Here is a 24,518-nt window from a genome sequence, read left to right as displayed (position 1 = left end):
ACGAGCGACAGAGAAGGGCATGTCGTTCAGCCGATGGACCAGTTTTCTCATACAGTCCAACCTGATGCGTCACCCTGTCTTCTCGGAACATGAGCTGCCGACCATCGAGGCCAACACACGTGGCTCGGTGCGATCGGACGCAACATCAATCAAATTGCGCGGCGCTTGGATGAGGCATATTTCAAGAACGAGCGCGTACGACTCGACAGGCTGGCGGAGCTGTCGGTCAAGATCACGGCGACGCGACGAGCCATTAGAGCGCTAGTGCGGGCCAACCGCCGGTCATGGAGAGCAGATTGATGTCACTTATCGAAGCGGAACACGCGCTCGACTCCGCACTCGCCGGCGGGCGTGCTCGGCGAAGGTGAACAATACGGGAAACCTCCGGTCCAGAGCCGGCCGCGGGGCGAAACGACGTCCGGAAGTGATAGTAAAGATCACAGGTTTGGACGAGGCGCGCATCATATTCGGGCGCACCTGAGCTACATCTCGCGCAACGCCGGCTCAAGTTAGAAACCGACCGTGGAACGTATTAGGCGATAAGGAAGCAGTCCGGGATCTGTTTGGACAGTGTTGCGATGACATCGACAGTTCGCCTCCCCGCAAAAATCGGCGCGACACCATGCACTTTGTGCTTTCGATGCCCGAAGGTACGCCGGAAACGGCGGTTCTCACAGCGGCGCGAAGATTCGCAAAAAGCGTTTTCAGCGCAAACCACGAATACGTGTTCGCCCTGCATACGGACGAGCCGCATCCGCATGTCCACCTGAGCGTTAGGATATCCGGATTCGACGGGAGGAGACTCACCCCCCGAAAGGCCGACCTGCAGGACTGGCGCGACTCCTTCGCGCGTGAAATGCGCGATCAAGGTATTGAGGCCGAAGCCACGCCGAGATCCGCGCGCGGCGTCGTGCGCAAGGCGGAAAAAGAGCGTCGTGCGTCATATCGAGCGGGGAGATGACCGGCCGCCGCCGCGGGTACCACGTGTGAAGACAGCGCGCATCAGGGAGGCGGCCGAAGAATTGCTTGCTGTAGCCAGCGGCCGATCCGTGGGCGAGCAAGCGTGGGAAGCTTGCATCAAGCAACGGTAGCTTGTGGTGCGAAGCGCCTGGCTGAACGCAGCCATAGCCCTAGAGAACACAGTTCTTTCCTATGCGGAGCAACCCAATGCACCACCCGAATACGACAGACTCGACGCAGCGCGGGTCCGCGCCGGACAACGCGCAGCCGCTGTATATCAGTCCGGTCTTGAGAAATCTAACTTCGATGCGCCGTCCATTGCCATCGCCCGTATGCGAGACGTGTCCCGACTCGATGTGGTTCATGACCGACGACCAGCTCAAGCGCTTCTGCAGGCGCATGCACCTGAGGGTATGGGACGAGACAGTGGCGCCGAGCATGACCTGCGACAGCCGCGAACTCGCGCTCCTGCAGCTTCAGGAGGGGCTGGCCGGGATGGAAGACACTCCAGCCGGCTGACCGAGCCCCTGGACACCCTAGCGGCGACAATCCGGAAGTTTGTTCAGACCATGCCGTCGATCGATACGGAGCGACATCAGTTGAGGCGGCGTCTCACAGGTGCATTCAGCACCGAGCCCCGAGGCGAGCAGGTTCAGACCACGGCGCACGGCGCACGGCGCGCTCATCGATGACCAAGGGCCATTCAGAAGACAGGCGGTCGGATTAGAAGAGCACAGTTATCGCGGTGCGTTTGGTACGGACGGCGAGCTGGCGGTCCCTGCACAGAGGCCGCCAGCATCGTGAGCACCGCTATTTGGATGTTTGTGCGAAAAGGCACGCTCGGCCCGGTGGAATGCCAGGATGCTGGATGCCGCCTCCGCGCGGATCATGCTGCAGCGCGAATACAGACGAGCGAGACGAACAAACCTATGCGTCAGTCCCACTCGAACTCGGCGGTATGACCGCCCTTCGCGAACTCAGCTTTAATATCCTCGACAATGGCTGCGAGCTCTGCGGATGAGATTGGTTGCTTCGCGGATTTCGGATCCCAGTAGTCAACCTGGTTGAGCGCAACCACAAAGCCCATCTTCCCATCGTCCGGGAGAAACATTTCGCCGGGAATCGTAGCGGTCTTTTCGCCAAGCTGGACGTAAATATGGCCGCGGTCGACATTTAAAATCATAACCCCTCCTTCAAGATGAATGATCGTGTTCTAGTAGTCTGGATGGACCGTGAAAAGGTGGGTTAGCGTTCCCGGGCGTGTTCGGTAACAACTTCGTGCTTTTCACGAATTTTTACATCAGGATATTGTCCCTGTTGGATATTTTTGGCAATGTTTTCGCGTGCGGCGGCGACCACCTTGGTCTGCTGTTCGATGGTGAGTCCCGAGGCATGCGTCTGCTTTTCGATAACTGTCATCGCCGCGTACGCGCCAGCCAAGGTTGGATGTTGTTTGACGGCTTTTTCCTGTGATTCGTGTGCAAAGGCGAGCGCAGCACGGTGGTGGATGTCTGGCGCTGCTCGGTTCTGATCGACGCCTGCTTGGTGACGTAAAGCTTCCGCGGATCGATCGAACAGCACGGTTTCCTTTTGGGTGGCAGGGTCGATTGCGACGATGCGTGTGACGCGGACATTTTCTTTTAAAGCTGGTAATTCCTTCGTCTCCCAGACATTCCTTTCACGCAGCTTCTCACCTAGCACAACACGTACGGCCCCGGATGCCCCGGTCGCATAGTCTGCTGAGGCCTTGGCCCACCACTCTGCCACCTCAACCTTATTGTCGGATGTGGCCACGGGCGGGATGATGCCTCGTTTGGCAAGAGTCATCTCAAGCGTCGTACCGTTCGCTGCTTTTGCAATCTCCGCCGCCCGATCCTGTCCACCGATACCGTGGGTTTTTCCGGACCAAAAAAACGCGGTATCCCGCTCGGTGGCAAGCATCTGAACGGACGTTTCGGGAAACGGCTTTTCCGCAGTGAGATCTTTCATATTCCGTGGTCTAGCAATCGTTGTCGTGGACAGCCCCTGCTATTGGGCAGGGGTAGCTGCGTACGAAAAGCCTAATCTGTTAGGCAATTACTGCTGTTGATAAGGTGCAACCGATGGTCACGTCAGACGGGCGGTGCCGTAAGGATGGACGGGACAGGCGTGATGACTACGCAGGCGGCGCAACTACACCGCCGATGCGCTCCTATTTATTGACAGTTCTACTGTTATAAAGTACTGTCACATAATTGAGAGGCGCCCGATCTTGATCCCATCAGCGAACAGGGCGGGGAGAACACAATGACGCCAGCCGATAGCAAGGAATTTAGTATCGATGAGCTATGTATCCTGACGGATCTGCCAAAGCGGACGGTCAGGTATTACATGCAAATCGGACTAGTGGATAGGCCGGATGGGGAAACCCGGGCGGCGCGCTACGGGCAACGCCACCTTGAACAGTTGCTGAGCGTGCGGCGCTGGACGCACGCAGGTTTGTCGCTTGAGCGCGTCCGTGAGCTCCTGGACCAAGCTGGTCAACCGCCGACCGTCCCGGGCAACCGTGCCGGGACGGTCGAGGTCTGGAGTCATCTGGTGGTCGCGGAGGGAGTCGAGGTTAGGCTTAACCCGACGATCGCGCGCTTGTCGTTAGAGCAGACTCGTCGGTTTTTCGCGGCCGTCATGTCCGCGTTCGAACAGATTCAACAGGAGGATCCGCCAGTATGAGTATCGTCCAGCTTCGTGATGCGTCCATGCCTCGTCATGGTCGACTTCATTCCTCGGTCTTGCGATCGGTGCGCGCCGACGGCAGCGTGCGAGGGCTCTTGTTCGAATTGGCCATCGAGCAGTGTTACGTCAATGCCAGTGAGGTGAGTGTCGAAGCCGTGTATACCTTCCCGATACCGTGGGATGCGGTGCTGCTCGGCGTGGAGTTCGTGCTCGGAGAGAGGGTGCTGGAGGGCGTGGTCGCCGCCAAAGCGGAGGCTGAACGTCGATACGAAGGCGCGCTCGAAGCTGGTGACTCGGCGCTGATGGTTGAGCGGGCTGCCGACGGCATCCATACCGTCAATGTCGGCAATTTGCTGCCGGGTGAGCAGGGCATCGTTCGCTTTCGTTATGCGCGGCTACTGTCGTTCGCGCAAGGCCACGTGCGGCTGGTCGTCCCGACTGTAATCGGTCCACGTTACGGCGATGCGCGCTCGGCGGGCCTGCAGCCGCATCAGGAGCCGCTGACCGACCTGTTGGCGGAACATCCATTCTCGCTGCGCATTCGCCTCTATGGAGATATCGCGGGCGCGGAGTTGAGTTCACCGTCGCATGGCATGTCGGTTCAGAGCGCCGAGGAATCCGTGGTCATCTCTTTGCACGATGGCGCCCGGTTGGATCGCGACTTCGTACTGTTGGCTGACGGTCTGGCCGGGAGGTCGGTCTCGACGTTCGGAAGGGATGGGGACGGATACGTGGCGCTTGCCAGCTTCTGTCCGGTTCACGACGATTCGTCGGCCGAAACCCCCTTGAATGTGAAGATCCTGATCGATTGCTCAGGGTCGATGAACGGCGACCGCATCGCCGCAGCCCGGCAAGCTGTGCATGAGGTGCTGAGCCGCCTAGAGCCTGAGGACAGCTTCAGCTTCAGCTGCTTTGGCAGTGAGGTGAGGCATTTCAGCGGCTCGCTGTTGGCTACGACGCCGCGCGCCGTCAAGAGGGCCAGTGAGTGGAGTGCGGCCACGCAGGCCGACATGGGCGGGACGGAAATCAAACGGGCGCTGTTGTCGACCTTCGCCCTTGGGCAGCCATACGACGCAGACATTTTGCTCATCACAGACGGCGATGTTTGGGAAGCGGACGCTTTGATCGCCAGCGCCGAGCAGGCTGGGCAGCGTGTATTTGCGGTCGGCATCGGCAGTGCGCCTGCGTCGAGCTTGTTGCACTCGTTGGCTCGGCGAACCGGCGGCGCATGCGAGCTGGCCGCGGCTGATTGCGAGGTGCAGGGAGCGGTACTGAGGATGTTCCGGCGCATGCGCCGGGCGCCGGTGCGCGACGTCAAGGTGGCGTGGACCGGCGCCCCCGTCTGGCAGTGTAAGCCGGCTCGGGTTGTGTTCCGCGGTGAGACAATACACCAGTTCGCCGGCTTTGCTGAATATCCTACTGGCGCCAAACTGAGCTGGTGCGAGCACGCGGGCGACGCGCGTGAGATGAGCGTGCCGATCAACGCGATTCCCGTTGAGGGCGATACATTGGCGCGGGTTGCGGCCGCCGCGCGCATGGACGAGCTTGCGCCGTCGGAACGGCATGCCTTGGCGTTGCGTTATGAACTGGTTGACGCGACGACCAATCTGGTGCTGGTGCACCGGCGCGAAGGCGCCGACAAAGCCCTTGTGATGCCAACGCTGCGCACGGTTGCACAGATGCTTCCAGCGGGATGGGGCGGCCTTGGCATCCAGGTGTCGTCGCAATCGGCGCGTCAGCCGGCGGTGTGGCGACGCGAAGAATCCTCCCCCCCGCTGATGCTTGCGCGGGACTCGGTCGACCACTATGAAGTTCCGGCTTTCCTGCGTGCTAAGCCTGCGCTGGGGTCGCGCTATCTATATCGCGACACCCTGCGTCGTTTCGCCGAGACCGTCGGCGTAGATCTGGTTCGCGCCGGCGCGGCTGGGCTATCAACGACGTCGCTTGACGCGCTTTCCGCTGATCTGCCAACGCAGGTGGTTGAGGAACTGCGCCAAGTCGTCACGGATGGGTTTCCCGAATCGGATGTCATCCAGTCCTTCGTCGCTGTGTTGGTCAAGCGCATGCGTTCCGACGCCATCGCCAGGCGGATGTTCAAGACCATACTGCGCATGACCGCCAGGACGGGCGACTCGTCAGAGCCTGACTTGGAGCAACGCGTCCTAGCCATTGCGCTTCGGGCGTATGACGCGCGGAGCGCCGATCCCAAGCCACATGACATCCCCGCGTTCCTGCGCCGACGCGCGGATTAGCGCGATCGTCGGTATGGCGATATGTTGCGCAGATAAAGCGGCGAAGGCGCTGCCAGGATCTATGTCGTCTCCTTCCTCGAGGTCAGTCAATCGGGACGGCATGCGCTTCTTCCGCCCAACTATCTGCTAGGCGCAAATCGATTCCGTACGGCGGTTCGGGCCAGTCTTCGCCGCCGCCGCCCTCGTACTCCTCGGAGGCCGTCCAGAAACATTGGGGGTGTTTCGAAAATCTAGCTCGCCAACGGTCGGCATGAGCCAGTATCGCTTGCGCTTGCTGCGACAATGCACCCCCCTGCCTGCGCTGCTCGACCGCGGCGATCGCTGCGAGATATTCCCAATACACGACATGATGAAGCGGCATGCCGATTGAGGCGTCGTAGGGATGCCGAACGTCACCAAACCACGCGTCCAGCTTCTCAGCGCCCTCGTACAGGGCCAGTGCGCTCGCGGCGGCCTCGCCGCACAGATCAAACTGTCGACGCGCGAATTGATAGTGAAAGAGATACGCGTACTGTCGCAACAAGAGATGACGGGAGCGACCATCGTTATGTGCTTGCGTTTTTCGAAACCAGTTTGTGTAGGACTGCATCAGCGCCGGCGAGTCGCCCTGTCGGCACCAATGCAACTGCCACAGTTTAGCAATCGACGGATCGTTCATCAGATGATCCGCCTGCCACTCCAATGGGCTTTGCGCAACGGACGTCCGCAGCCTGGCCCAATGCGCGTCGCAGCCTCCCATTCGCAGGACGTAGCGAAGGTGGAATAGACGGAAATCAGTGGCGATGCGGCCGTCCTCGAGAAACTCGAAGAACTCGCGCGGCTTGTCATCGTAGGCAACTAGAAGGTTAGAAATGGCATGTGTGTCCTCTGCGGTGAATGGGCTGTTTTCTGTGGATTCAGTGCTTGGCAGATAGGGGTGCTTCTGTTGCTCGAGTTCCCACTCCGGCTCCAGTCCATTCAGAGACGCCCACTGGCGCCACGCGCCGGCGCGCAGGACATCATGCACAGCGATGGAGAACATTCGCGCGACGAATAAATCCCGCACCTGTCTCCATAGATTGTTGTGCGCGCGTCGCGTCCCTTCCATTGGCCAATGCAAGATGGCTTGGGGAAGGATTGCATCCAGAGCGCGCTGATGTTCCCACGCATCACCGGCCGCCTCGTCGGCTTCCTCGAGCGCCCATTGTTCATGCGCCGATAGGGGTTCAGCGCATTCCTGAGCTTCCATCCGCTTCTGATGAAAGGATCGCATTGCAGATCGCCGGCGTCGAAGTCCGACCGCCACGCGAATAAACCAGGCGCGTGATGAGGCAGGGTCGACCTCGATGGCCAGACAGGCGTTTCGGTCCGCGTTCACCAGGTCGCCCAAGGCCAGATAGGCGTCGGCGCGTTCGACATAATCGCTCGCGCTTGGGGGCCCCCGCCGCGCTTGCGCTTCGCTTGCTTCTTGCACCCGCAGCGCCTGCAGCGCGAAAGGGGGAATGTTCTGCGCGCCGGCGCGGCTGGCAACCGACAATTTCTCGTCGAGTCTGTCGACCCGCAGGTTCGTTGTAGGATCGGCCAAGGCGGCCCGCGCAGATGAGATACGGTCCAGCCAGTATCCGTATATCGCAAGGCGTTGCCGCATGCTCCGCTCGACGTTATCGAGCTTGTCATGTAGGTCGCTCGCCTTCATCTCTCCGGTCACGATGTCGATCACCGTGTTTGTCTCTCCAAAGAAGAGCGCGTCGAGATCGAGCAAGTTGCGTACGAGGTTGTCTGTGTCCGGGCCGCGGAGCTGCCCAAGTTTTCTGGCTTTACCGCTGCGCCCTCCTGGTCTCGCACCCTCAAATAGGTGTTCCTGATACAGATACTTGTTTAATGTGTTTCGAAGATGCAGCGGGCAGGGCGTCTCATTGGTCAGTCGCTCGATCGTCGCCACGACACCGTCCATCGATTTTTTTCTTGCCATTTGATTGCTCCGTTGTCTAAGCAGTCGGCCCCGCTGTCCGGGGGCCTCGACGTTGCGTCTTTGATTATTTACCTTTTACATTGCGTTTGGGAGCAGCCCGACTCTTGTCGTAGGTGTGACTTGTGGGATTTCCCTGGTTCGAACGATTGTCGTTGACATGCTTATGAGCGACATTATTCGGATTTTTCTGGTTGGCGTGATGGTTGGCCTGTTTGCGGTCCATGAAAAGCTCCTGAGGTGGGGGATGGAGCTTCTACTGTAATTTTGTGACGGTAACAGAAAAGCGATTTGACTCGGCCACTAGCAAATAAGCAAGCAAAGGTATGGCGCACGCGGTGGCCAGGACACCCGCGAGACATGCAGCATGATCCGGGTGGCTAACTCGACTGCGTTCGTCGTCATCCCCTGTCGCATTCACCGTCACTGTCATTCACGGAATAGCACGCGGCGCCGGACCGAGCAGCATGCTGCTGGGTTTGCTCTTCGTAGACGCCGACCTTACGGGCCGACCAGTTGTTGGGAGGCGGCGCCCCCAATGCGCGCGCCGCCTTTGCTTCGATTGAAGACGGGGCTCGAGCCTGTCAGAATTTCTGTGTGGAACGGGGTCATGAAATAATGCCGAAAGGATTGTTCCATGACCGAAGTGATGACCACCAAGAAGCCCAAAAAACAGAAGGCAGCGTATCCGTTCCCAGTCGAGCTGATTGACCAGCTGCTGGCCCAGGTTGAGAACAAGGACGCCGAGTCGATCCTTGGCGAGTCCGGCCTGGCCGGGCAACTCAAGAAGATGTTAGCTGAGCGCATGCTGTCGGCCGAGCTGAGCCACCATCTGGCCAGCGAGGAAGAAGGCAGCAAAAATCACCGCAACGGCAGCAGTCCGAAGAAGGTGTTGACGCCAGGTGGCGAGCTCAATTTGGACATTCCGCGCGATCGTCTGTCGAGCTTTGAACCGAAGCTCGTCGCCAAGCATCAGCGCCGGATGTCCGGCTTTGATGACCATGTCATCAGCATGTACGCGCGCGGCATGAGCGTGCGTGAGATTCAAGCGCACCTGCTGGAGTTGTACGGCACCGAGGTGTCGCCGGACCTGATTTCGACCATCACCGACGAGGTTCTCGAAGAGGTCGCACAGTGGCAGCAAAGGCCGCTCGAAGCGATGTATCCGATCGTGTATTTCGATGCGCTGCGCCTGAAAATCCGGGACGAAGGCACAGTCAAGAACAAGGCCGTGTATCTGGCTCTGGGCATTCGTGCCGACGGCTGCAAGGAAGTACTGGGCCTGTGGATCGAACAGACCGAAGGCGCCAAGTTCTGGCTGAAGGTTTTCAACGAACTCAAGAACCGCGGACTGGACGATATTCTGATCGCCGTCGTCGATGGTTTGCGCGGCTTCCCGGAAGCCATTGAGGCCGTGTATCCGCAGGCGCAGATCCAGACCTGCATCGTGCACCTGATCCGCAACTCGACCACGCTTGCAGCTTGGAAGGACCGTAAGGAGCTGGCAGCGGCGCTCAAGCCGATTTACCACGCTGCCAACGCCGACCTCGCCGAAGCGGCGCTGGATGCGTTTGCAGCCGGACCATGGGGTACCAAATTCCCGACGGTGGCGGCAATGTGGCGCCGGCAGTGGCAGCAGGTAATTCCGTTCTTCGCTTACCCGCCGGAAGTGCGCACAATTATCTACACGACCAACGCCATCGAAAGCTTGCATATGCGCCTGCGAAAGATCGTCAAGAATCGTGGCCACTTCCCAAGCGATGAAGCCGCGACAAAATTGTTATTCCTGGCCTTGCGCAACATCGAGAAAGATTGGAAGATGCCGCAACGGACCTGGAAGCAGGCTGCAAACCAGTTCGCCATCATGTTCGGCGAGCGCTTCACAAACGCAATTATCTAACTACGAATTCTGGCCCCGCACACAGAATTCCTGACAGGTCCCGGGGCTCAACCCGCTCGCGGCCGGTCTCGTCCTCTTTTCAGATGCACGCCTCGAACCCGAGCCTCGTCTTCCACGTTCGCCTGCATGCCATGTGGAGCGCGAATCACGATGACAGGTGCCCCGTACAAAATTTTCGACTAAGAACGCCTAACCAAACCGTTCGACATACCGCCAACAGATGAGCGAGCAGGCAAGTGTAAGGAACGCCTGATGGATGTCCGCTCGTCGCTCGTGCTGAATGCGCAATCTGCGACATCGGTGTAGCCATCCTAAGGTGCGCTCAACGACCCAACGCCATCTGCCGAGTCTTTCACGCGACTCCACGCCATATCGCGCGATACGTGCTGCAATGCCTCGTCGGCGCAGCCAGGCGCGATGCGCTCGTGAAGCGTACGCTCGATCGGCATGCAGCTTACCTGGACGTCTGCGCGCACGACCGGACAGCCGTTTAACCGCTGGGTGATCGGACGCCACAGTAATCAAATCGCACGGGCGCTAGATGCGGCATCTTCATATCGAGCGAGTACGACTGGACACGCTCGTCGCGTTGTCCACATAGGTAGATGCGAATCGCGTGGCTATCGCTTCCTTACCCACAATGCCGCCCACGGTGGCATTTAGATCGACAACTCGGCCGCCGAGCTGGCGCTGCGCGGCTTGGCCTTCGCGCACTGGGCCGTTGCCCGCGCCCCGCATGCGAGACGTGTCTCGCCTCGATCCGGTTTGGTTCGCTGGTAGCCCAGGTGCTATCTTCCCTCATGCGTTCACGAAGTACAGCACGTACGTTTCCGGAAGCGCCCGCTTTGAAGCGCGCAGTCGCCTCGCGCCGCGTGTCGACGGTCTTTTGAGTCCAGTCCCATTGGGGCGTGGCGATGCGGCGTTGAACGAGCAGCGTTTCAAGCGTCATTCCAGTTGTCGTTCGCGCGATCTGGGCGGGCCGCTCGGCCACACACACTCCCTGTACGGCCGGACCGAAAGACCGTTTTGTCCGGGTCGGAAACCCCCGGTGTCAGACTAGTTGTCGCCTCTAGATTTCCCCCAAATATAGAGGTGCAAGATGAAGGCAGTGTACTCACCGGCATTTGTAGAACAGGCACTGGTCAAGGTATTCTCGCGTGGCGGCAGGAGCGTGCAGGCAGTCGCAGACGATATCAACGTCAATTACCACACGCTGAAAAATTGGATGGTGAGGAAAGCAGTGGCAGAGACGAATACCCCAGCGGCAAAAGAGAAGCGTCCGCAGGATTGGAGTGCCCAGGAGCAGCTGGTGGCGCTGCACGAGACCCACGGCATGACGGGCGAGACATTGAACGCGTGGTGCCGAGAGCACGGCGTTTTTCCTCATCATTTGAACGAGTGGCAGGCGGCGTTTTGCACCGATAGAAAAACGGGGCCGCAGGATTCGAAAGCGCTACGCGCGCTCAAGGAGGACAACGATCGACTGCAACGGGAGGTGCTGCGCAAGGACAAGGCACTGGCGGAGGCGGCAGCGTTACTGATCCTACAAAAAAAGTTCCGGGCGCTCTGGGAGGACGAGGTCAAATGACCTCGCTGCCAGAGCGCATCGCAGTGATGGCCCTGGTCGCAGAATCGGTCGAAGCCGGTGCGCGCCAGGACAAGGCGTGCGCTGCGATCTCGTTCAGCGAGCGCACGCTGCAACGGTGGCAGCGTGACGTACTGCGCGGCGACCAGCGGCCGGCGCGTGTGCAGGCGCCGCGAAACCGGCTCAGCGCGCTTGAACGCAGTCAGTTGCTCGCTGTCGCCAACTCCGATGAGTTCGCGAGCCTGCCGCCCAGCCAGATCGTGCCGCGCTTGGTCGATCAAGGGGTGTACCTGGCCTCGGAGTCGACATTCTATCGGGTGCTGAAAGCGGAGAATCAACTCGCCCATCGAAATGCCGAACGTCCCGCACAGGCTCGTCACAAGCCGCGTGCGCTGGTGGCGACCGCCCCTGGTCAGCTGTACAGCTGGGACATCACGTATCTGCCCACGCCCGTGAAGGGCGTCTATTTTTACCTCTACTTGTTCATGGATATTTTCAGCCGCAAAATCGTGGGCTGGCAGATATACGACGTGGAAAGCAGTGAGCTTGCCGGCGAGGTTGTGCGTGACATTTGCGAACGGGAGAACATTGCTCCGGAGCAGGTCGTACTGCATTCGGACAATGGCAGCCCGATGAAGGGCGCAACCATGCTGGCGACCCTGCAGGCGCTGGGCGTGATGCCCTCATTCAGCCGCCCGTCCGTGAGCAATGACAACCCCTTTTCGGAGTCGTTGTTCAAGACATTGAAATATCGGCCCATCTATCCACGAAGGGCCTTCGACAGCCTGTTGGCGGCACGGCAGTGGGTCGGTCGCTTTGTTCATTGGTATAACCACGAGCACCGCCACAGCGCGATCCGGTTCGTGACCCCGGCACAGCGCCACGCAGGCCTGGACGCGGCGTTGCTACGCAAACGGGACGCGGTGTATCAGGCAGCAAGGGCTGCGCATCCGGAGCGCTGGAGCGGCAACACGCGCAACTGGGAGCCCGTCTCCATCGTCCATCTGAACCCGGATCAGACCAGCAGCAATGTGACCGAAGTGGACAAAAACGAGCTGCTCAAAAAAGCGGCATAACAACTAATTCAGGCGACAACTAGCTTGACAGTCACCGGTACCGCCAGCGGCAGCGGTTTTTCGCGCACCAGGCGATGACGCGGCTTGATGCGTAGGTTCAGCTCGAGCTCGCGGTAAATCCTGTAGACGCGCTTGTGGTTCCATTTGAAGCCTTTCACGTTGCGCAGATACAGGAAACACAACCCAAAGCCCCAGTTGCGCTGGTTATTCGTCAGTCGCACCAGCCAGTCGGCAATAAGGACGTTTTCCGCGTCCAGCTTGGCCTTGTAGCGGTAGCAGGTCTGGCTAATGCCAAAGACCTGGCACGCCAGCTTGACTGTGGCTGACCGCTCCAACACGGCCCATTGCGCCATCTCCCGCCGCTGAGATGGCGCTACCATTTTTTTGTGAGCGCCTCCGCGACGATCTCGGCCTTGAGGCGCTCTTCGACGTACATCTTCTTGAGGCGTCGGTTTTCCTCCTCCAGCTCCTTCATTCGTGCCATCAACGAGGCGTCCATGCCGCCGAACTTCGAGCGCCACTTGTAGAACGTGGCGTTGCTGATGCCGTGCTCGCGGCACAGCTCCGGTACCGGGCTGCCGGCTTCGGCTTGCTTGAGGATGGCGATGATCTGGCTGTCGGTAAAGCGGGACGTCTTCATGTAGAGCTTTCTGTGTCTTAAGTAGAAAATTCTACTTCTGATCGCGCTCTTTTTGTGGGTGGATTACCGCCCGAGCTCGTGAGCTTCAACGAAAGCTCCGGCCGTTTCGATTTTGTGCTGGCAAGCGCTGTGTGGATGCACCTACGTCCTGATCGACCTTTGGCCTCCCTAGCGCGGCTCAAGGACCTACCAAAGGAGCAAGGACGCATCGCCTTAACGCTGCGAATCGGTGCGCCAAACGTCGGGCGGGTGATCTATCCGATCAGCGCAAACGAAATTCTTGGCCACGCACGCGTGGTGGGGTTGACGCCACTGTATGTCAGTCCGGAAGAGACAAACTCGCTCGGCCGAGGAGAGGTCAAATGGCGCAACGTTGTCCTAACGAAGTCGCCCTAGCCATCTGAAACGGGTGCGCTCGGCAAGCGCAAGCGCGTTCACTGTCGAAGCAGAACAACGAACCGTTTAACCTGCCCGATCCGGCAAACGTGGCGACCGCCAAGGCGGATCGGCTATTGGTTCGCGGCTTGAAGGCGCGACCAAGCGCAACCGATCGCACCCTAGCCTCGGCCGCCTCAGCCGCCTTAATTCGGATCGAGGGCCAGATCCAGCGCGTAGGTATGAATCGACAATGCCTCGGTCTGGACGCCAAAGCTTTTACTGATCATGAGGTCGACGATCGCGGGTCCATCGATCAAAATAATCGGGACTGCCCCCTTTTTGATCGACGCTCCGATAGCCCCTTCAGAGAACGACGCCGTCGTAAAAAGCAGTCCCTGCTCGTAGTCCCCCTGACAGGCGCCGCGGAACTTGTCGATCTCGGGCCTTTGGACGTTACTTTTCGTGTAGCGTTTGCATTGGAAAGCAACATTCAGGTTAGCCAGACCAACTTTCAATTTGCCGTGGCCGTCAATGCCGCCATCGTTGCTGACTTTAGTAACCTTCGTGTCCAGGAATCCATACTTATCAAGAAGACTCTTGGCAAAGCGTTCGAACGCGGTCGCGGACAGACTTTTTAGGTCTCGCAAGATACGGCGCTTTAGCTCAGCGAGGTATCGTTCGTACAAGGACAGGACCTCAGGCAGTAATTCCTTTCGTGGCGTCGACGTCGCTTTGGCACGCGCGCCCGCGGTCGAAGCCCGCCGCGAGCGGGCGGTTCCGGCACGCGCCGATTTTTTGATTGGCGAAGCCAAGATATCGTAGCGCCCCCCATCGACCACCTTAAAATGCTTCGTCGGCGAAGCGCTGGAATACTCAATTCCGTCGCAATGACGGCGAATCTGCTGGCGCACGATACCGGCTGGATTGTCGGCGTGAAACTCGTATAGAGCCTGCTCCACGATAAATCGATAGATTTCGTCGGTGGTCATGGGTCCACCTTTCGTCCGCATCGCAACTTTGATCGCTTCTACAATGGTCATGTATGCACTTCGCCATGGCTGAGGTTAGAGTCAAAGTTATCTTGCCACAAACACATATTACTCACAAATAAATCTCTGTCCGTTGGGAGCTCCTGTTCCTTATAGCGATGAAACTCGGCACCTCAGGCGCTGGGCCTTGAACCATATGTAAGCGATATGGGCACTGCAGTGCATCTCTTGTTGCTGGCATCCCGCTTGCCTTACGGCGTACTAGCGCGGCATGAGAGTGGTACGGCGGCAGGCACGCCGGCAACGCAGTTGACTTAGTTGATTTAGTTGATTTAGTTGATTTATTTGATCGTTGAGCCTATACTGGGCGTTCATTGAGGAGAAGGTTATGGGCAAGGCAATGCAATCTAGCAAGTTGAAAGCAGCCGCGCCGCCTGCACGAGCAACAGGTGCTGCTACTAAGGGTATTGTGCAGACCAGTGCCAAAGGAGAACACACAAGGCGTGGTATTCGACGCGCGCCTGCGGCATTGAGTGACGCTGCGGCTGACCAGCTCGATGCGGGCACCACGCTATTGGCGCGGGCGATGTCCCACTTCGCCACTACCGCCCGCGCGGGGGAGAACAACCCGGCTGCAGATGAATTCCGGAAGGCATACGCTTCGATTGTGCATTTCTTGCCAAAAAAAACTCGCCTTGAGGTGCTAGGTGCGATGCGCCAAGGTATCGACGAAGTGGTGCGTGCAGAGTCTGGTAAGGCGAGTGTGGCTGAGCAGCAGCCCGAACGCGTCAGCACGGCCGATTTTATGGCAACGCTCCGACACCAGGAGCAAGCACGACGCGAGCGCGAGGTCACTACGGGCGACTTGTTGACGGGCGTCGAGATGCAGCGGCGCTTGCACATCTCGGCACAGGCGCTAAGCGCCGCCATGAAGCGCAAACGCATCTTCGCGCTCAAGGGGGAAAGCGGTAAGTATCTGTATCCAGCCTTCTTCGCCGACCCCGCGTATGACCGGACAACGCTCGAGCGGGTATGCCAGGCCTTAGGGGACTTACCGGGCTCAAGTAAGCTGCATTTCTTTACCAGTCCGCGTTACTCCCTGCGCGGATTGAGCCCACTTGAGGCGTTAGCAAAGGGACGCGTCGACGCGGTGATCGACCAAGCGAACGCTTTCTGTGAGGGCTGAACATGGCGGCAACCAAGCGTCTGCCTGCCGCGCCAGGGCTGCCAGACAGCCTAGACAAGGTCGGTGACTGTCAAGCTAGTTGTCGCCTGAATTAGTTGTTATGCCGCTTTTTTGAGCAGCTCGTTTTTGTCCACTTCGGTCACATTGCTGCTGGTCTGATCCGGGTTCAGATGGACGATGGAGACGGGCTCCCAGTTGCGCGTGTTGCCGCTCCAGCGCTCCGGATGCGCAGCCCTTGCTGCCTGATACACCGCGTCCCGTTTGCGTAGCAACGCCGCGTCCAGGCCTGCGTGGCGCTGTGCCGGGGTCACGAACCGGATCGCGCTGTGGCGGTGCTCGTGGTTATACCAATGAACAAAGCGACCGACCCACTGCCGTGCCGCCAACAGGCTGTCGAAGGCCCTTCGTGGATAGATGGGCCGATATTTCAATGTCTTGAACAACGACTCCGAAAAGGGGTTGTCATTGCTCACGGACGGGCGGCTGAATGAGGGCATCACGCCCAGCGCCTGCAGGGTCGCCAGCATGGTTGCGCCCTTCATCGGGCTGCCATTGTCCGAATGCAGTACGACCTGCTCCGGAGCAATGTTCTCCCGTTCGCAAATGTCACGCACAACCTCGCCGGCAAGCTCACTGCTTTCCACGTCGTATATCTGCCAGCCCACGATTTTGCGGCTGAAAATATCCATGAACAAGTAGAGGTAAAAATAGACGCCCTTCACGGGCGTGGGCAGATACGTGATGTCCCAGCTGTACAGCTGACCAGGGGCGGTCGCCACCAGCGCACGCGGCTTGTGACGAGCCTGTGCGGGACGTTCGGCATTTCGATGGGCGAGTTGATTCTCCGCTTTCAGCACCCGATAGAATGTCGACTCCGAGGCCAGGTACACCCCTTGATCGACCAAGCGCGGCACGATCTGGCTGGGCGGCAGGCTCGCGAACTCATCGGAGTTGGCGACAGCGAGCAACTGACTGCGTTCAAGCGCGCTGAGCCGGTTTCGCGGCGCCTGCACACGCGCCGGCCGCTGGTCGCCGCGCAGTACGTCACGCTGCCACCGTTGCAGCGTGCGCTCGCTGAACGAGATCGCAGCGCACGCCTTGTCCTGGCGCGCACCGGCTTCGACCGATTCTGCGACCAGGGCCATCACTGCGATGCGCTCTGGCAGCGAGGTCATTTGACCTCGTCCTCCCAGAGCGCCCGGAACTTTTTTTGTAGGATCAGTAACGCTGCCGCCTCCGCCAGTGCCTTGTCCTTGCGCAGCACCTCCCGTTGCAGTCGATCGTTGTCCTCCTTGAGCGCGCGTAGCGCTTTCGAATCCTGCGGCCCCGTTTTTCTATCGGTGCAAAACGCCGCCTGCCACTCGTTCAAATGATGAGGAAAAACGCCGTGCTCTCGGCACCACGCGTTCAATGTCTCGCCCGTCATGCCGTGGGTCTCGTGCAGCGCCACCAGCTGCTCCTGGGCACTCCAATCCTGCGGACGCTTCTCTTTTGCCGCTGGGGTATTCGTCTCTGCCACTGCTTTCCTCACCATCCAATTTTTCAGCGTGTGGTAATTGACGTTGATATCGTCTGCGACTGCCTGCACGCTCCTGCCGCCACGCGAGAATACCTTGACCAGTGCCTGTTCTACAAATGCCGGTGAGTACACTGCCTTCATCTTGCACCTCTATATTTGGGGGAAATCTAGAGGCGACAACTAGTCTGACACCGGGGGAGGTCGAGGTCAATCCTGCCGACTTGTTTCGGGTATCACGACACAATACCGGTGAACCATACTTTGGCAAGTCGAATGCGAATCGGTTTGATGACCCCAATCCGGATCCCGCCGCACGCTACGGTACTTGTTACCTCGGCACCTCACTTGCAGTGGCGGTAGCTGAAACCGTTTTGCACGACCTCAAGCCTCGCAATGGATGCTTTGAAGTAGATGTGGCCAGCATCGAGTCGCGTTACGTGGTGCGCTTCGGAGGCGAGCCACTCGTGCTAGCCAACCTGACTGGTGCGGCGCTCAAGCGCATCGGCGGACACGCGGGATTAACCGGCACCGCTTCGTACGCGACGACCAAAAAATGGTCGGCCGCCGTGCATAGTCACCCGGACCAAGTCGACGGGATTCTTTACATGTCGCGCCACAAGAACGACGAGAAGGCAGTGGTGCTGTTCGACCGCGGCGCGGGCAAGCTGCACATGCGTGAAGTCACGCCATTACATGAGCACCCCGAGTTCGGACAAGTTGGCACCGATCTGTGCATCAAGGCTGCGCTGTAGGGCCCAGCCGCCGCCGCTAGTAATGACCGCTATATCACTGGCGAAATTTGTTTACAAGCGCACCGGTACGGCTAAAGGCATTCCATCCACGCCGTCATCTCGCGTCTCCCAACTTGAGTCAAGGACTAGATCTAAGCGTAGGGATGAATCGACCGCGCCTCGCCTGCGCGCTCAAGCCATATCCTTCCACTTGCGCGATGGGCACTGCATGGTCCTGATCGTGCTGCTCGAGGGCGCGGAGCGCGATGCGGTATACGAACGTGCGCTGGCCCAGATCCAGTATGTGATGCACGCTATTCCCGACCTGGGAAACGAGCGCGGCGCCGTCCCATCGAAAACTGACGATCCGGCACCGTCGCCGACGTGAGCGCGGCTGTGCGGTAGCGCATGGCGGGCGCCGAGCGGCACTGTTTTAGAAGACGCTAGCAACCCGGCTAGCCGCGCAACTGTGCGGTGAAAGCGCCGGTGTCGATCCGTTCGAAAAACAAGTTGTCGACCAGCACGGGCTCGAACTCGAAATCGCTGGCAGCTTCCTCGCCAGAACAGTACCGGTGGCGCGTCCGCAGCAATCTCACCGCGCTTAACCAGGGTCGGAACGATGGTCAGGTCGATCACGGTCAGGTCGTCGAGTGTCAGCCACACGTGTACCGGAACATCGGAGCCTGAGGCGCGGCCTGCCGTAATCAATTCCGCGACCTCGTCGTGCGTTGTTTCGAATACCGGGCAGCCCTTGAAACGCACGCTGCCGACCGTGATGGCTAACGTCCCCGCGAGTCCATCCGGGCGCGATGCTTTCCAGCTTCGCAGGAAACCCGCTGACGCGGCGTGGCAGGCATGCGCCATATCGCCCGGGTAGCCAGCCACGAACCGTTCAGCGAGCCGTGCTATGAAAGCCCGGGTGCCCTCACGGGCTGGCGAGAAAAGCGGATTCTGGCTTTGTTCAAAGTGCTGCTGGAGTCGTTCCCAATCGGGGCGGGTTGGCTCAGCAGGATTTAGGTCGAAGTAAAAGCGGAGCGCGCAAATGAACTGGTCGAGGTAGGCCATTCTGGCAATCTGAGTATCGAGAAACACCCATCTTACAACGCTGCGGCGCGCAGGCCGGTGTACAAGCTAGCGCATGCTCGCACCGCGCCGGCGTCATGCGGTCTAGCGTGCGCGGAGCGATCGGTACGCATAGCCTTGTAATCGCTATGGTTGTACGTTAGGCTCGATAAAAAATTCGGTGTGCTGATCTTTCGCAGATTCTTAGTGGCTACATGTTTCACTACCTGAGAGCGGTCTCCCTTAGATCGCACGACCCGTTTTCGCTAGTTAACACTACAATCCAGACGGAGGATTGCTACTCCGTTTTGTGCGGGGCTGACATTCAACGTTCCCGCAAGCTCGCCACTAACACCGTCAACTGCGATGAACACAGAGCATCTAGTGATGGCATGGGCTCGCCATCGTGGTACCAAAGAACTACAGTACATCCTTGAGTTAAAGGAAACCGGCGCGAGGTGCAACTGTGAGTGCATAAGTTGTGGCGAGCCGCTCACTGCTGTCAACGCCGGTAAGGAGATTTTTTCCCGCAGACCGCATTTCAGGCATCCTGACGGGATGCCGAAAGATTCCTGCGTGATCCTAACGGCCCGAGCCGCGCTTGCTGCAGCCTTCCAGAGCAATGAAATTCTGCACCTTCCTCGCCGGCGGCGCAGCATGCACGTACAGGGTTTTAGTGGCAAACAGTACGAGGCCTGGGTCGAGCATCCGCCAGAAACGTTTCGCATAGTCGACGTCAATTTTGCCGATCCCTTGTGCGGCTTTCTGAAGTTAGACGATGGCCGAGAGATTGAGGTCCGTCTTGTCGGCAGCACGAGTGTCGAATCAGCTGGTAACGTGAATCCCTGCATTGAGATCGTAGTAAACGATGCTGAGATTGCTGCCATGCCCTTGTCCGAAATTCGCAAGAGGCTCGTGCCGCTCATGGATGAGAAGTGCTGGCGTGTGCATTGGAACGACCAGGCGCTCGAGGCAAAAGCTCTTCAGGAAGCGTATCAGCGCGCCGCTGAGGCCTTGGATTGGGCAGAACTTGACGACTTGCCGGCCGACACGACACCGTCGATTCGCCGCGAAACCCTACTGCATAAGCTCGTAAAGGACATCCTGCATGAGAGCGGCCGCGTGGCACTTCCTGAGCACCCAGCTGTTACAGCAACGCGCGAAATCTCCGGCCACCTTATAAGCCGTGGCCAAGACTTCCCGGCAAGATGGGCAGAACTAGCGCAGGTCGCGTTAGAGCGCCGCCTTGGCCACATCGTGCCTGACGTAATTGCGACGGAGGTAAACGGCGCAACGCTCCTGGTCGAGGTGACGGTGACTAATTCGATTACCGAGGAGCGCCGGCAACGGATTGAAGCGGCCGGCTACCCGGCCGTCGAGATAAACATCGGCAGCATGGGGGGCACAATCACGCGCGAAGGCTTGGCGAACTTCGTGGTAAACGAGACGGCTGCGAAACGTTGGCTCTGCCATCCAGAATCGCGACTGGCCGTGGATGTGCTAAACGCCCAGCTCGACGACGAGAGTGTCAAGCGAGACGCGCTGGAGAAGGCGATCGAGTTGGTGGCGCACGACAATACCGCTGAGACCTGGTCTGCGGTTTATCTCGAGGCCGCAATCCTCATGTTTCGCGCTCGAAAAGCCGCAATGCAGCGACCATCACCTGAGGCTGACCTGCATGAGGAGGAAATGAGGGCGGCAGCGATCGCGTTGCGCTGTCAGGGATATCCCGAAGCAGCTGATCCCGGTTTGTACGGGGCGCCGGCTATGATCCTTGAGCGCCTGCTGTCAATTAGAAACGATACAGGTGTTGGCTACGCGGAAAGCACCTGCTGGGAGGTCATCAACCGTATTCGGAATGACAGTGTGGTGCTGCGTCAGTGGCATCCGATCTACCTGATGGCAATAAAGGCGTATCGACCTAAGGTTTCTGCACTGCAGGAGGAAAGCATCGCCAAATGGCGGGCCGACGTAGCCAACAGCATCCAGTGGGGCTATGAAATGTACGTCCGTGATGACCGCTACGACCGAGTTCTTGGACTTCTGTTTCCCGAGCTCGCAGAACGTCTTGCTAAACCACAAAGGACGCGAAGCAAAGGTACAACGCTGGGCTCAGGATCTGCTACCAAATCGGCCTCAGCTTCGCGTCCGTCATGGACGTACAATGATCTGGAAAAGCTGCGTCCCGGGGTGGACTACAGCTCCAGGTCGTACTTCTTGAAAGGCGCTGCGCTTGAACGCTGGAAGCGCGCCCACCCAGAGATGGCGAAGGTCTGGTTTGGCAAAGACGACTCCGCCGACTAGGTTCGCTTCTCGGTTCGATATGGCACGACCTACTTCGAAAGAAGCCTTCCGAGATCCGGGTTCAGGCTGACAATAGCGGCTGAGCGAATTTCTCGCCTTGCAAACTAAGATTGCCGACTAAACACCTACCTACGCCTAACGTGGAATTGCTTGTACACCACGCCATGCGAACGTAATGAAGATTGGCAACCTCATTAATCAGCTACTCCCTGACGGAGGGGGAGCAAAGGCCTGGAAGGCGCAAGGGCATCCAATCGACTACAACAGATGCCCCACTTGGCCGGTAGATCGATTCGCAATGGTGGGCACTATCATCGACCGCTCAGGCTGCTATAGCATGGGCTAATCATGAAAGAGAACAAGCTCAATTTCCATAGCCACAGCAGGAAACCTTTTGCGCGAGAATCGGCAGTGATGGATGCTGTCGAGCAGGCCAGCAAACAGGTTGACCAAGTGCCAGGGGCTGCTATGTTCAAAGGAAAAGTCCACGTGATTGCAGTCCCGACAATCATTCCACGTGCGGTAGACATTATCCGCGATGGCATGCCGAAGGCATTGGAGCGCGCATTTGAACAAGTCTACGTGCAGTTTGTCGTAGGGGACACTCAAAATGCTGCTCAGTCGAACGTTAGGAATTCGGCCGCGGCTCAACCTTGGGTTACAAAGCAACTTGATGAGAAGAGCAAGTTACTCAACAGGATGGGTTTTAGTACCTGAAGAGTTAGACGATCGCCGCTAGACCGTTTTATCTGGCCTTACCTTAGATGATAATTGCTATTATCACCCAAGCGTTTTTACTTGCTTTGGCCGTGAAACAGGTTTAGGATGGAGTATCTCGGCAGTTTGCACTGCCGCCAAAACAGACACCCATCATTCGCATGCCCGTCCGAACCCACACCAGCACACACGTACCGCTCCGCGACTCCGCTTCGTTCCCGCTAATCGCATTGATGGTGGCGGCATGACGCAGCACACCGACGTTGAACTGCCCGAGCTGACCTACGATCGCGCCGACTATACGGCTCTGCGTGCGTACTGCCTGAAAATCCCGCTGCAGCGCATCGCCGATCTGTACTACAGCGAAGACAGCCCCCAGGTCGAACAGGGACTCGAGCGTTGGCTCATCGATATGCGCACGAAGCTGATCGAACGGGCCATCGAGCACAACCCGCGGATCGCGGAAATCCTGCAGGGAGCCCGGCAAGGCGGCGCGATCACGGCCAAGGCACTTGAGATCCTGATCCAGGCTGCGGACATGCCGAAACCGGCCCCGAGCCGCTCACAGAAGCTCTCGCAGTGGTTCCGGCCGAAGACCGCCAGCGCGTTTCGGGCCGAAGGCATCCTCACGCTGGGCGACTTAGTCGACCTGATCAACCGGCGCGGCCCCGGCTGGTGGCGCTCGGTACCGCGCATCGGCGTTGGCCGCGCTGACACCCTTCTGCAGTTCCTGCGCCGATGGCCGAACCAGCTCGGCGAAGTCGGCATCGAACGGTCCCACATCGAGCCTTTCGAGGACATTAATCTCTTACCCGTGCTCGATCCTCTAAGGAAGCGTGAACTGGCGCCGCTAGGAACGTTCCAGCTGCCGGACTGGCTATCTGGAACGGATGGCGTCAACCGCGCACCAGCGTTCTGCTTTATCTCCGCACGCAACGACCTCGAGGCGATCAACATCTACCTGAACCGCTACAAGGGACAAGAGCACACCGAGCGCGCCTATCGCAAAGAACTCGAGCGCTTCATCCTCTGGTGCGCCCTGGTGGTTTGCAAGCCGATGTCGTCGCTGCTGGTCGACGACTGCGAGGCCTATAAGAACTTTTTACGTGCTCCCCTGCCGGAATTCTGCGGGCCACGCACTGCTCGCACCAGCAAGCGCTGGAAACCGTTCGCGGACGAGCCGATGAGCGCCGCGTCCCAAAAACAGGCCGTTTTGGTGCTGCGCGGGGCGTTTGACTGGCTCGTGAAGGTCCGCTATTTAGCTGGAAATCCGTGGGTGGCAGTGAAGGATCCCAAGGTGATCAAGCAGGCCGAGGAAATGCAGATTGATCGGGCACTGCCTAGATCGGCATGGGACAGCGTCGTCGACGTGCTGACCCTGCTGGCTGAAGCTGCGGAGAACCATCAGGACCGGGTGGCGCTCGCGGCAATCCTGCTGATGGGCGACTCCGGCCTGCGCCGCGCGGAAGTCGCCGGCGCCCGTCGCCACAACATGAAGCCGAGCCGGCACGCCGCAGGAGTGTGGCTGCTGGCCGTCCTGGGCAAACGCAGTACCGTGCGCAAGGTACCGGTCAGCCAGCGCACAGTCGGGGCGTTGCGGGCGCACTGGCGCGATCGGGGACTGGTTTTTGATCAGCAGGTGAATGACCTGCCCTTGCTGGCGCCGATTGTGGTTCCCGGGACCGAAGCCGCTCAGGCGAAGCACGTAGTCGGCAACACGCATGGATACAGCGCGAACTCTTTCTATCACTTGGTGACCACGGCACTTCGTCGGGTGCGCGAACATGCCGCAGCCGTGTCGGGCGCGGAAGCGCCACTGTTCACGCCGGAGGATCTTGCCCAGCTCGAGAGTACTTCGCCGCATGCTTTTCGGCACACGTTCGGCACGCTCGCGGTGGAAGATGAGATGCCGATCGTTGTCGCTCAAGACATTCTTGGGCATGCAAGCGCGAGCACGACCGCGATATATGTCAAAGCCAAAGAGAAGCGCATCGCTGAGGCCGCCGAGGACTATTACGGCCGACAGAATAAGGGCGGCCCTGATCGAAAGGACACCAAAAGCGAGCCTGGCTGAGATGGAAACGAGGAAACTAGCATTGCGGCGCTCGCAATTGAATATCCCTTCACGTCCAGTCTGGAGAGCATGCCGAGCAATTCGACAGGAAAAGGGAGCCTATTTCCACAACGCGATACAGTCGCTCAGGAAGCGTCATCGACTCGAAAATATGTCTGCGCGGGATCCATCGCGGCGCAACGAAGACTCTGACGTCTTCCCATGGACCAGAAGCAATAACTCAATTGCAGATAGTTCCTCGATCCTGCAGAAACGCTGCTTCAAATACATATGGAGTTTGCGAGGGAGGCTAGTAACGGTCCTGTACTGTAAAGACGCCTTGAGCGCTCCAAGGGAAGTCATAGCATCATCCGGCAGCACCACTCCCGGTAAGCTCAGCAGAAATGTCAAGGGCAGCGCCATGCTTAGATGGAATCCATCGCTTCTTCTACTTGGTTTGCTCGGTACGCGGTCCCACTACTAACTTGCGCGGAACGCCGCCAATC

At 58.9% G+C, this 24,518-nt stretch carries 21 protein-coding genes and 1 pseudogene; 13 read left to right on the top strand and 9 right to left on the bottom strand.

Going from position 1 to position 24,518, the window contains the following annotated elements; all coding sequences use genetic code 11:
* Positions 1-559: 559 nt before the first annotated feature.
* On the top strand, positions 560-961 hold the full coding sequence (locus NRS07_RS20115; RefSeq protein ID WP_307729958.1) for a relaxase/mobilization nuclease domain-containing protein: 402 nt from the start codon (positions 560-562) through the stop codon (positions 959-961).
* Between the two features lie 362 nt (positions 962-1,323).
* The gene (locus NRS07_RS20110) at positions 1,324-1,479 is read left to right on the top strand and encodes a hypothetical protein (protein ID WP_259213861.1); all 156 of its coding nucleotides are present in this window, start codon (positions 1,324-1,326) and stop codon (positions 1,477-1,479) included.
* 415 nt (positions 1,480-1,894) lie between these two features.
* On the opposite strand, the gene NRS07_RS20105 is transcribed toward NRS07_RS20110, so the two are convergent.
* The gene (locus NRS07_RS20105; RefSeq protein WP_259213860.1) at positions 1,895-2,143 is read right to left on the bottom strand and encodes an Imm74 family immunity protein; all 249 of its coding nucleotides are present in this window, start codon (positions 2,141-2,143) and stop codon (positions 1,895-1,897) included.
* Positions 2,144-2,205: 62 nt separating this feature from the next.
* The gene (locus NRS07_RS20100; RefSeq protein WP_259213859.1) at positions 2,206-2,949 is read right to left on the bottom strand and encodes a hypothetical protein; all 744 of its coding nucleotides are present in this window, start codon (positions 2,947-2,949) and stop codon (positions 2,206-2,208) included.
* Positions 2,950-3,246: 297 nt separating this feature from the next.
* Between NRS07_RS20100 and NRS07_RS20095 the strand changes: the two genes are divergently transcribed.
* Both NRS07_RS20095 and NRS07_RS20090 read left to right on the top strand, forming a co-directional pair.
* Positions 3,247-3,669 (top strand): MerR family transcriptional regulator, encoded by a 423-nt coding sequence (locus NRS07_RS20095; protein ID WP_259213857.1) that lies wholly within the window; start codon positions 3,247-3,249, stop codon positions 3,667-3,669.
* Entirely contained in the window at positions 3,666-5,924 is a 2,259-nt protein-coding gene (locus NRS07_RS20090; RefSeq protein ID WP_259213855.1) for a VIT and VWA domain-containing protein, read from the top strand. Before NRS07_RS20095 ends, NRS07_RS20090 begins: the two co-directional genes overlap by 4 nt.
* An 82-nt stretch (positions 5,925-6,006) precedes the next feature.
* Here the strand turns inward: NRS07_RS20090 and NRS07_RS20085 are convergent, their stop codons facing one another.
* Together NRS07_RS20085 and NRS07_RS20080 are read right to left on the bottom strand one after the other, a co-directional pair.
* The gene (locus NRS07_RS20085) at positions 6,007-7,875 is read right to left on the bottom strand and encodes a hypothetical protein (protein WP_259213853.1); all 1,869 of its coding nucleotides are present in this window, start codon (positions 7,873-7,875) and stop codon (positions 6,007-6,009) included.
* A gap of 64 nt (positions 7,876-7,939) precedes the next feature.
* Positions 7,940-8,098: a hypothetical protein gene (locus NRS07_RS20080; RefSeq protein ID WP_259213851.1), complete on the bottom strand. Its 159-nt coding sequence runs from the start codon at positions 8,096-8,098 to the stop codon at positions 7,940-7,942.
* A 423-nt stretch (positions 8,099-8,521) separates the two neighbouring features.
* Here NRS07_RS20080 and NRS07_RS20075 point away from each other — a divergent pair, with 423 nt between their 5' ends.
* Positions 8,522-9,772, top strand: coding sequence for an IS256 family transposase (locus tag NRS07_RS20075; protein ID WP_259213935.1), 1,251 nt, complete (start codon positions 8,522-8,524; stop codon positions 9,770-9,772).
* A 189-nt stretch (positions 9,773-9,961) separates the two neighbouring features.
* Here the strand turns inward: NRS07_RS20075 and NRS07_RS20070 are convergent, their stop codons facing one another.
* Positions 9,962-10,297, bottom strand: a complete 336-nt coding sequence (locus NRS07_RS20070; RefSeq protein WP_259213849.1) for a transposase — start codon at positions 10,295-10,297, stop codon at positions 9,962-9,964.
* 574 nt (positions 10,298-10,871) lie between these two features.
* Between NRS07_RS20070 and NRS07_RS20065 the strand changes: the two genes are divergently transcribed.
* Positions 10,872-12,433 (top strand): IS3 family transposase gene (locus tag NRS07_RS20065; RefSeq protein WP_259213846.1). Its coding sequence is split into 2 segments (ribosomal slippage): positions 10,872-11,328 and positions 11,328-12,433, totalling 1,563 coding nucleotides; the frame shifts between segments, so codons are not numbered across the junction.
* A 35-nt stretch (positions 12,434-12,468) separates the two neighbouring features.
* On the opposite strand, the pseudogene NRS07_RS20060 reads toward NRS07_RS20065, so the two are convergent.
* A pseudogene (locus NRS07_RS20060) lies at positions 12,469-13,073 on the bottom strand (transposase); the annotation flags it as partial.
* A gap of 78 nt (positions 13,074-13,151) precedes the next feature.
* Between NRS07_RS20060 and NRS07_RS20055 the strand changes: the two are divergent.
* Positions 13,152-13,469, top strand: a complete 318-nt coding sequence (locus tag NRS07_RS20055; RefSeq protein ID WP_259213933.1) for a hypothetical protein — start codon at positions 13,152-13,154, stop codon at positions 13,467-13,469.
* Between the two features lie 185 nt (positions 13,470-13,654).
* Here the strand turns inward: NRS07_RS20055 and NRS07_RS20050 are convergent, their stop codons facing one another.
* Positions 13,655-14,440, bottom strand: a complete 786-nt coding sequence (locus NRS07_RS20050) for a restriction endonuclease (RefSeq protein WP_259213932.1) — start codon at positions 14,438-14,440, stop codon at positions 13,655-13,657.
* A 388-nt stretch (positions 14,441-14,828) separates the two neighbouring features.
* Between NRS07_RS20050 and NRS07_RS20045 the strand changes: the two genes are divergently transcribed.
* On the top strand, positions 14,829-15,626 hold the full coding sequence (locus NRS07_RS20045) for a hypothetical protein (protein ID WP_259213931.1): 798 nt from the start codon (positions 14,829-14,831) through the stop codon (positions 15,624-15,626).
* Between the two features lie 98 nt (positions 15,627-15,724).
* On the opposite strand, the gene NRS07_RS20040 is transcribed toward NRS07_RS20045, so the two are convergent.
* A protein-coding gene (locus tag NRS07_RS20040) for an IS3 family transposase (RefSeq protein WP_259213846.1) occupies positions 15,725-17,286 on the bottom strand; the annotation gives its coding sequence in 2 pieces (ribosomal slippage) (positions 15,725-16,830 and positions 16,830-17,286; 1,563 coding nt in all).
* Here NRS07_RS20040 and NRS07_RS20035 point away from each other — a divergent pair.
* Together NRS07_RS20035 and NRS07_RS20030 are read left to right on the top strand one after the other, a co-directional pair.
* Positions 17,262-17,897 carry an RES family NAD+ phosphorylase gene (locus tag NRS07_RS20035; protein WP_259213930.1) on the top strand — a complete coding sequence of 212 codons (636 nt, stop codon included), beginning with the start codon at positions 17,262-17,264 and terminating at the stop codon, positions 17,895-17,897. The genes NRS07_RS20040 and NRS07_RS20035 overlap by 25 nt on opposite strands.
* A gap of 208 nt (positions 17,898-18,105) precedes the next feature.
* Positions 18,106-18,264 (top strand): hypothetical protein, encoded by a 159-nt coding sequence (locus tag NRS07_RS20030; RefSeq protein ID WP_259213929.1) that lies wholly within the window; start codon positions 18,106-18,108, stop codon positions 18,262-18,264.
* 67 nt (positions 18,265-18,331) lie between these two features.
* Here NRS07_RS20030 and NRS07_RS20025 read toward each other — a convergent pair whose 3' ends face one another.
* A complete protein-coding gene (locus NRS07_RS20025; RefSeq protein WP_259213927.1) occupies positions 18,332-18,472 on the bottom strand; it encodes a hypothetical protein in 141 nt (46 codons plus the stop codon).
* A gap of 853 nt (positions 18,473-19,325) precedes the next feature.
* Between NRS07_RS20025 and NRS07_RS20020 the strand changes: the two genes are divergently transcribed.
* The 3 genes from NRS07_RS20020 to NRS07_RS20010 all read left to right on the top strand — a co-directional run bounded on the left by NRS07_RS20020 (position 19,326) and on the right by NRS07_RS20010 (position 24,033).
* Positions 19,326-21,242, top strand: coding sequence for a hypothetical protein (locus NRS07_RS20020; RefSeq protein ID WP_259213925.1), 1,917 nt, complete (start codon positions 19,326-19,328; stop codon positions 21,240-21,242).
* A gap of 348 nt (positions 21,243-21,590) precedes the next feature.
* Positions 21,591-21,959 carry a hypothetical protein gene (locus NRS07_RS20015; protein ID WP_259213923.1) on the top strand — a complete coding sequence of 123 codons (369 nt, stop codon included), beginning with the start codon at positions 21,591-21,593 and terminating at the stop codon, positions 21,957-21,959.
* Between the two features lie 244 nt (positions 21,960-22,203).
* Positions 22,204-24,033, top strand: a complete 1,830-nt coding sequence (locus tag NRS07_RS20010; protein ID WP_259213921.1) for a site-specific integrase — start codon at positions 22,204-22,206, stop codon at positions 24,031-24,033.
* The last annotated feature ends 485 nt before the right edge of the window (positions 24,034-24,518 follow it).

It is taken from the genome of Massilia sp. H6 (assembly GCF_024802625.1).
Lineage (GTDB): Bacteria > Pseudomonadota > Gammaproteobacteria > Burkholderiales > Burkholderiaceae_D > Telluria.
The sequence above is the reverse complement of the archived record's forward strand: the minus strand, read 5'-3'. Positions and strand labels throughout refer to the sequence as shown.

What these genes read in the sequence shown, in the direction of transcription:
- NRS07_RS20110 (WP_259213861.1), top strand. Translation starts at nt 1,324, where the DNA reads ATGACCGACGACCAGCTCAAGCGCTTCTGCAGGCGCATGCACCTGAGG.
- NRS07_RS20105 (WP_259213860.1), bottom strand. Translation starts at nt 2,143, where the DNA reads ATGATTTTAAATGTCGACCGCGGCCATATTTACGTCCAGCTTGGCGAA.
- NRS07_RS20100 (WP_259213859.1), bottom strand. Translation starts at nt 2,949, where the DNA reads ATGAAAGATCTCACTGCGGAAAAGCCGTTTCCCGAAACGTCCGTTCAG.
- NRS07_RS20095 (WP_259213857.1), top strand. Translation starts at nt 3,247, where the DNA reads ATGACGCCAGCCGATAGCAAGGAATTTAGTATCGATGAGCTATGTATC.
- NRS07_RS20090 (WP_259213855.1), top strand. Translation starts at nt 3,666, where the DNA reads ATGAGTATCGTCCAGCTTCGTGATGCGTCCATGCCTCGTCATGGTCGA.
- NRS07_RS20085 (WP_259213853.1), bottom strand. Translation starts at nt 7,875, where the DNA reads ATGGCAAGAAAAAAATCGATGGACGGTGTCGTGGCGACGATCGAGCGA.
- NRS07_RS20080 (WP_259213851.1), bottom strand. Translation starts at nt 8,098, where the DNA reads ATGGACCGCAAACAGGCCAACCATCACGCCAACCAGAAAAATCCGAAT.
- NRS07_RS20075 (WP_259213935.1), top strand. Translation starts at nt 8,522, where the DNA reads ATGACCACCAAGAAGCCCAAAAAACAGAAGGCAGCGTATCCGTTCCCA.
- NRS07_RS20050 (WP_259213932.1), bottom strand. Translation starts at nt 14,440, where the DNA reads ATGACCACCGACGAAATCTATCGATTTATCGTGGAGCAGGCTCTATAC.
- NRS07_RS20045 (WP_259213931.1), top strand. Translation starts at nt 14,829, where the DNA reads ATGGGCAAGGCAATGCAATCTAGCAAGTTGAAAGCAGCCGCGCCGCCT.
- NRS07_RS20035 (WP_259213930.1), top strand. Translation starts at nt 17,262, where the DNA reads ATGCCGGTGAGTACACTGCCTTCATCTTGCACCTCTATATTTGGGGGA.
- NRS07_RS20030 (WP_259213929.1), top strand. Translation starts at nt 18,106, where the DNA reads ATGGTCCTGATCGTGCTGCTCGAGGGCGCGGAGCGCGATGCGGTATAC.
- NRS07_RS20020 (WP_259213925.1), top strand. Translation starts at nt 19,326, where the DNA reads ATGGCATGGGCTCGCCATCGTGGTACCAAAGAACTACAGTACATCCTT.
- NRS07_RS20015 (WP_259213923.1), top strand. Translation starts at nt 21,591, where the DNA reads ATGAAAGAGAACAAGCTCAATTTCCATAGCCACAGCAGGAAACCTTTT.
- NRS07_RS20010 (WP_259213921.1), top strand. Translation starts at nt 22,204, where the DNA reads ATGACGCAGCACACCGACGTTGAACTGCCCGAGCTGACCTACGATCGC.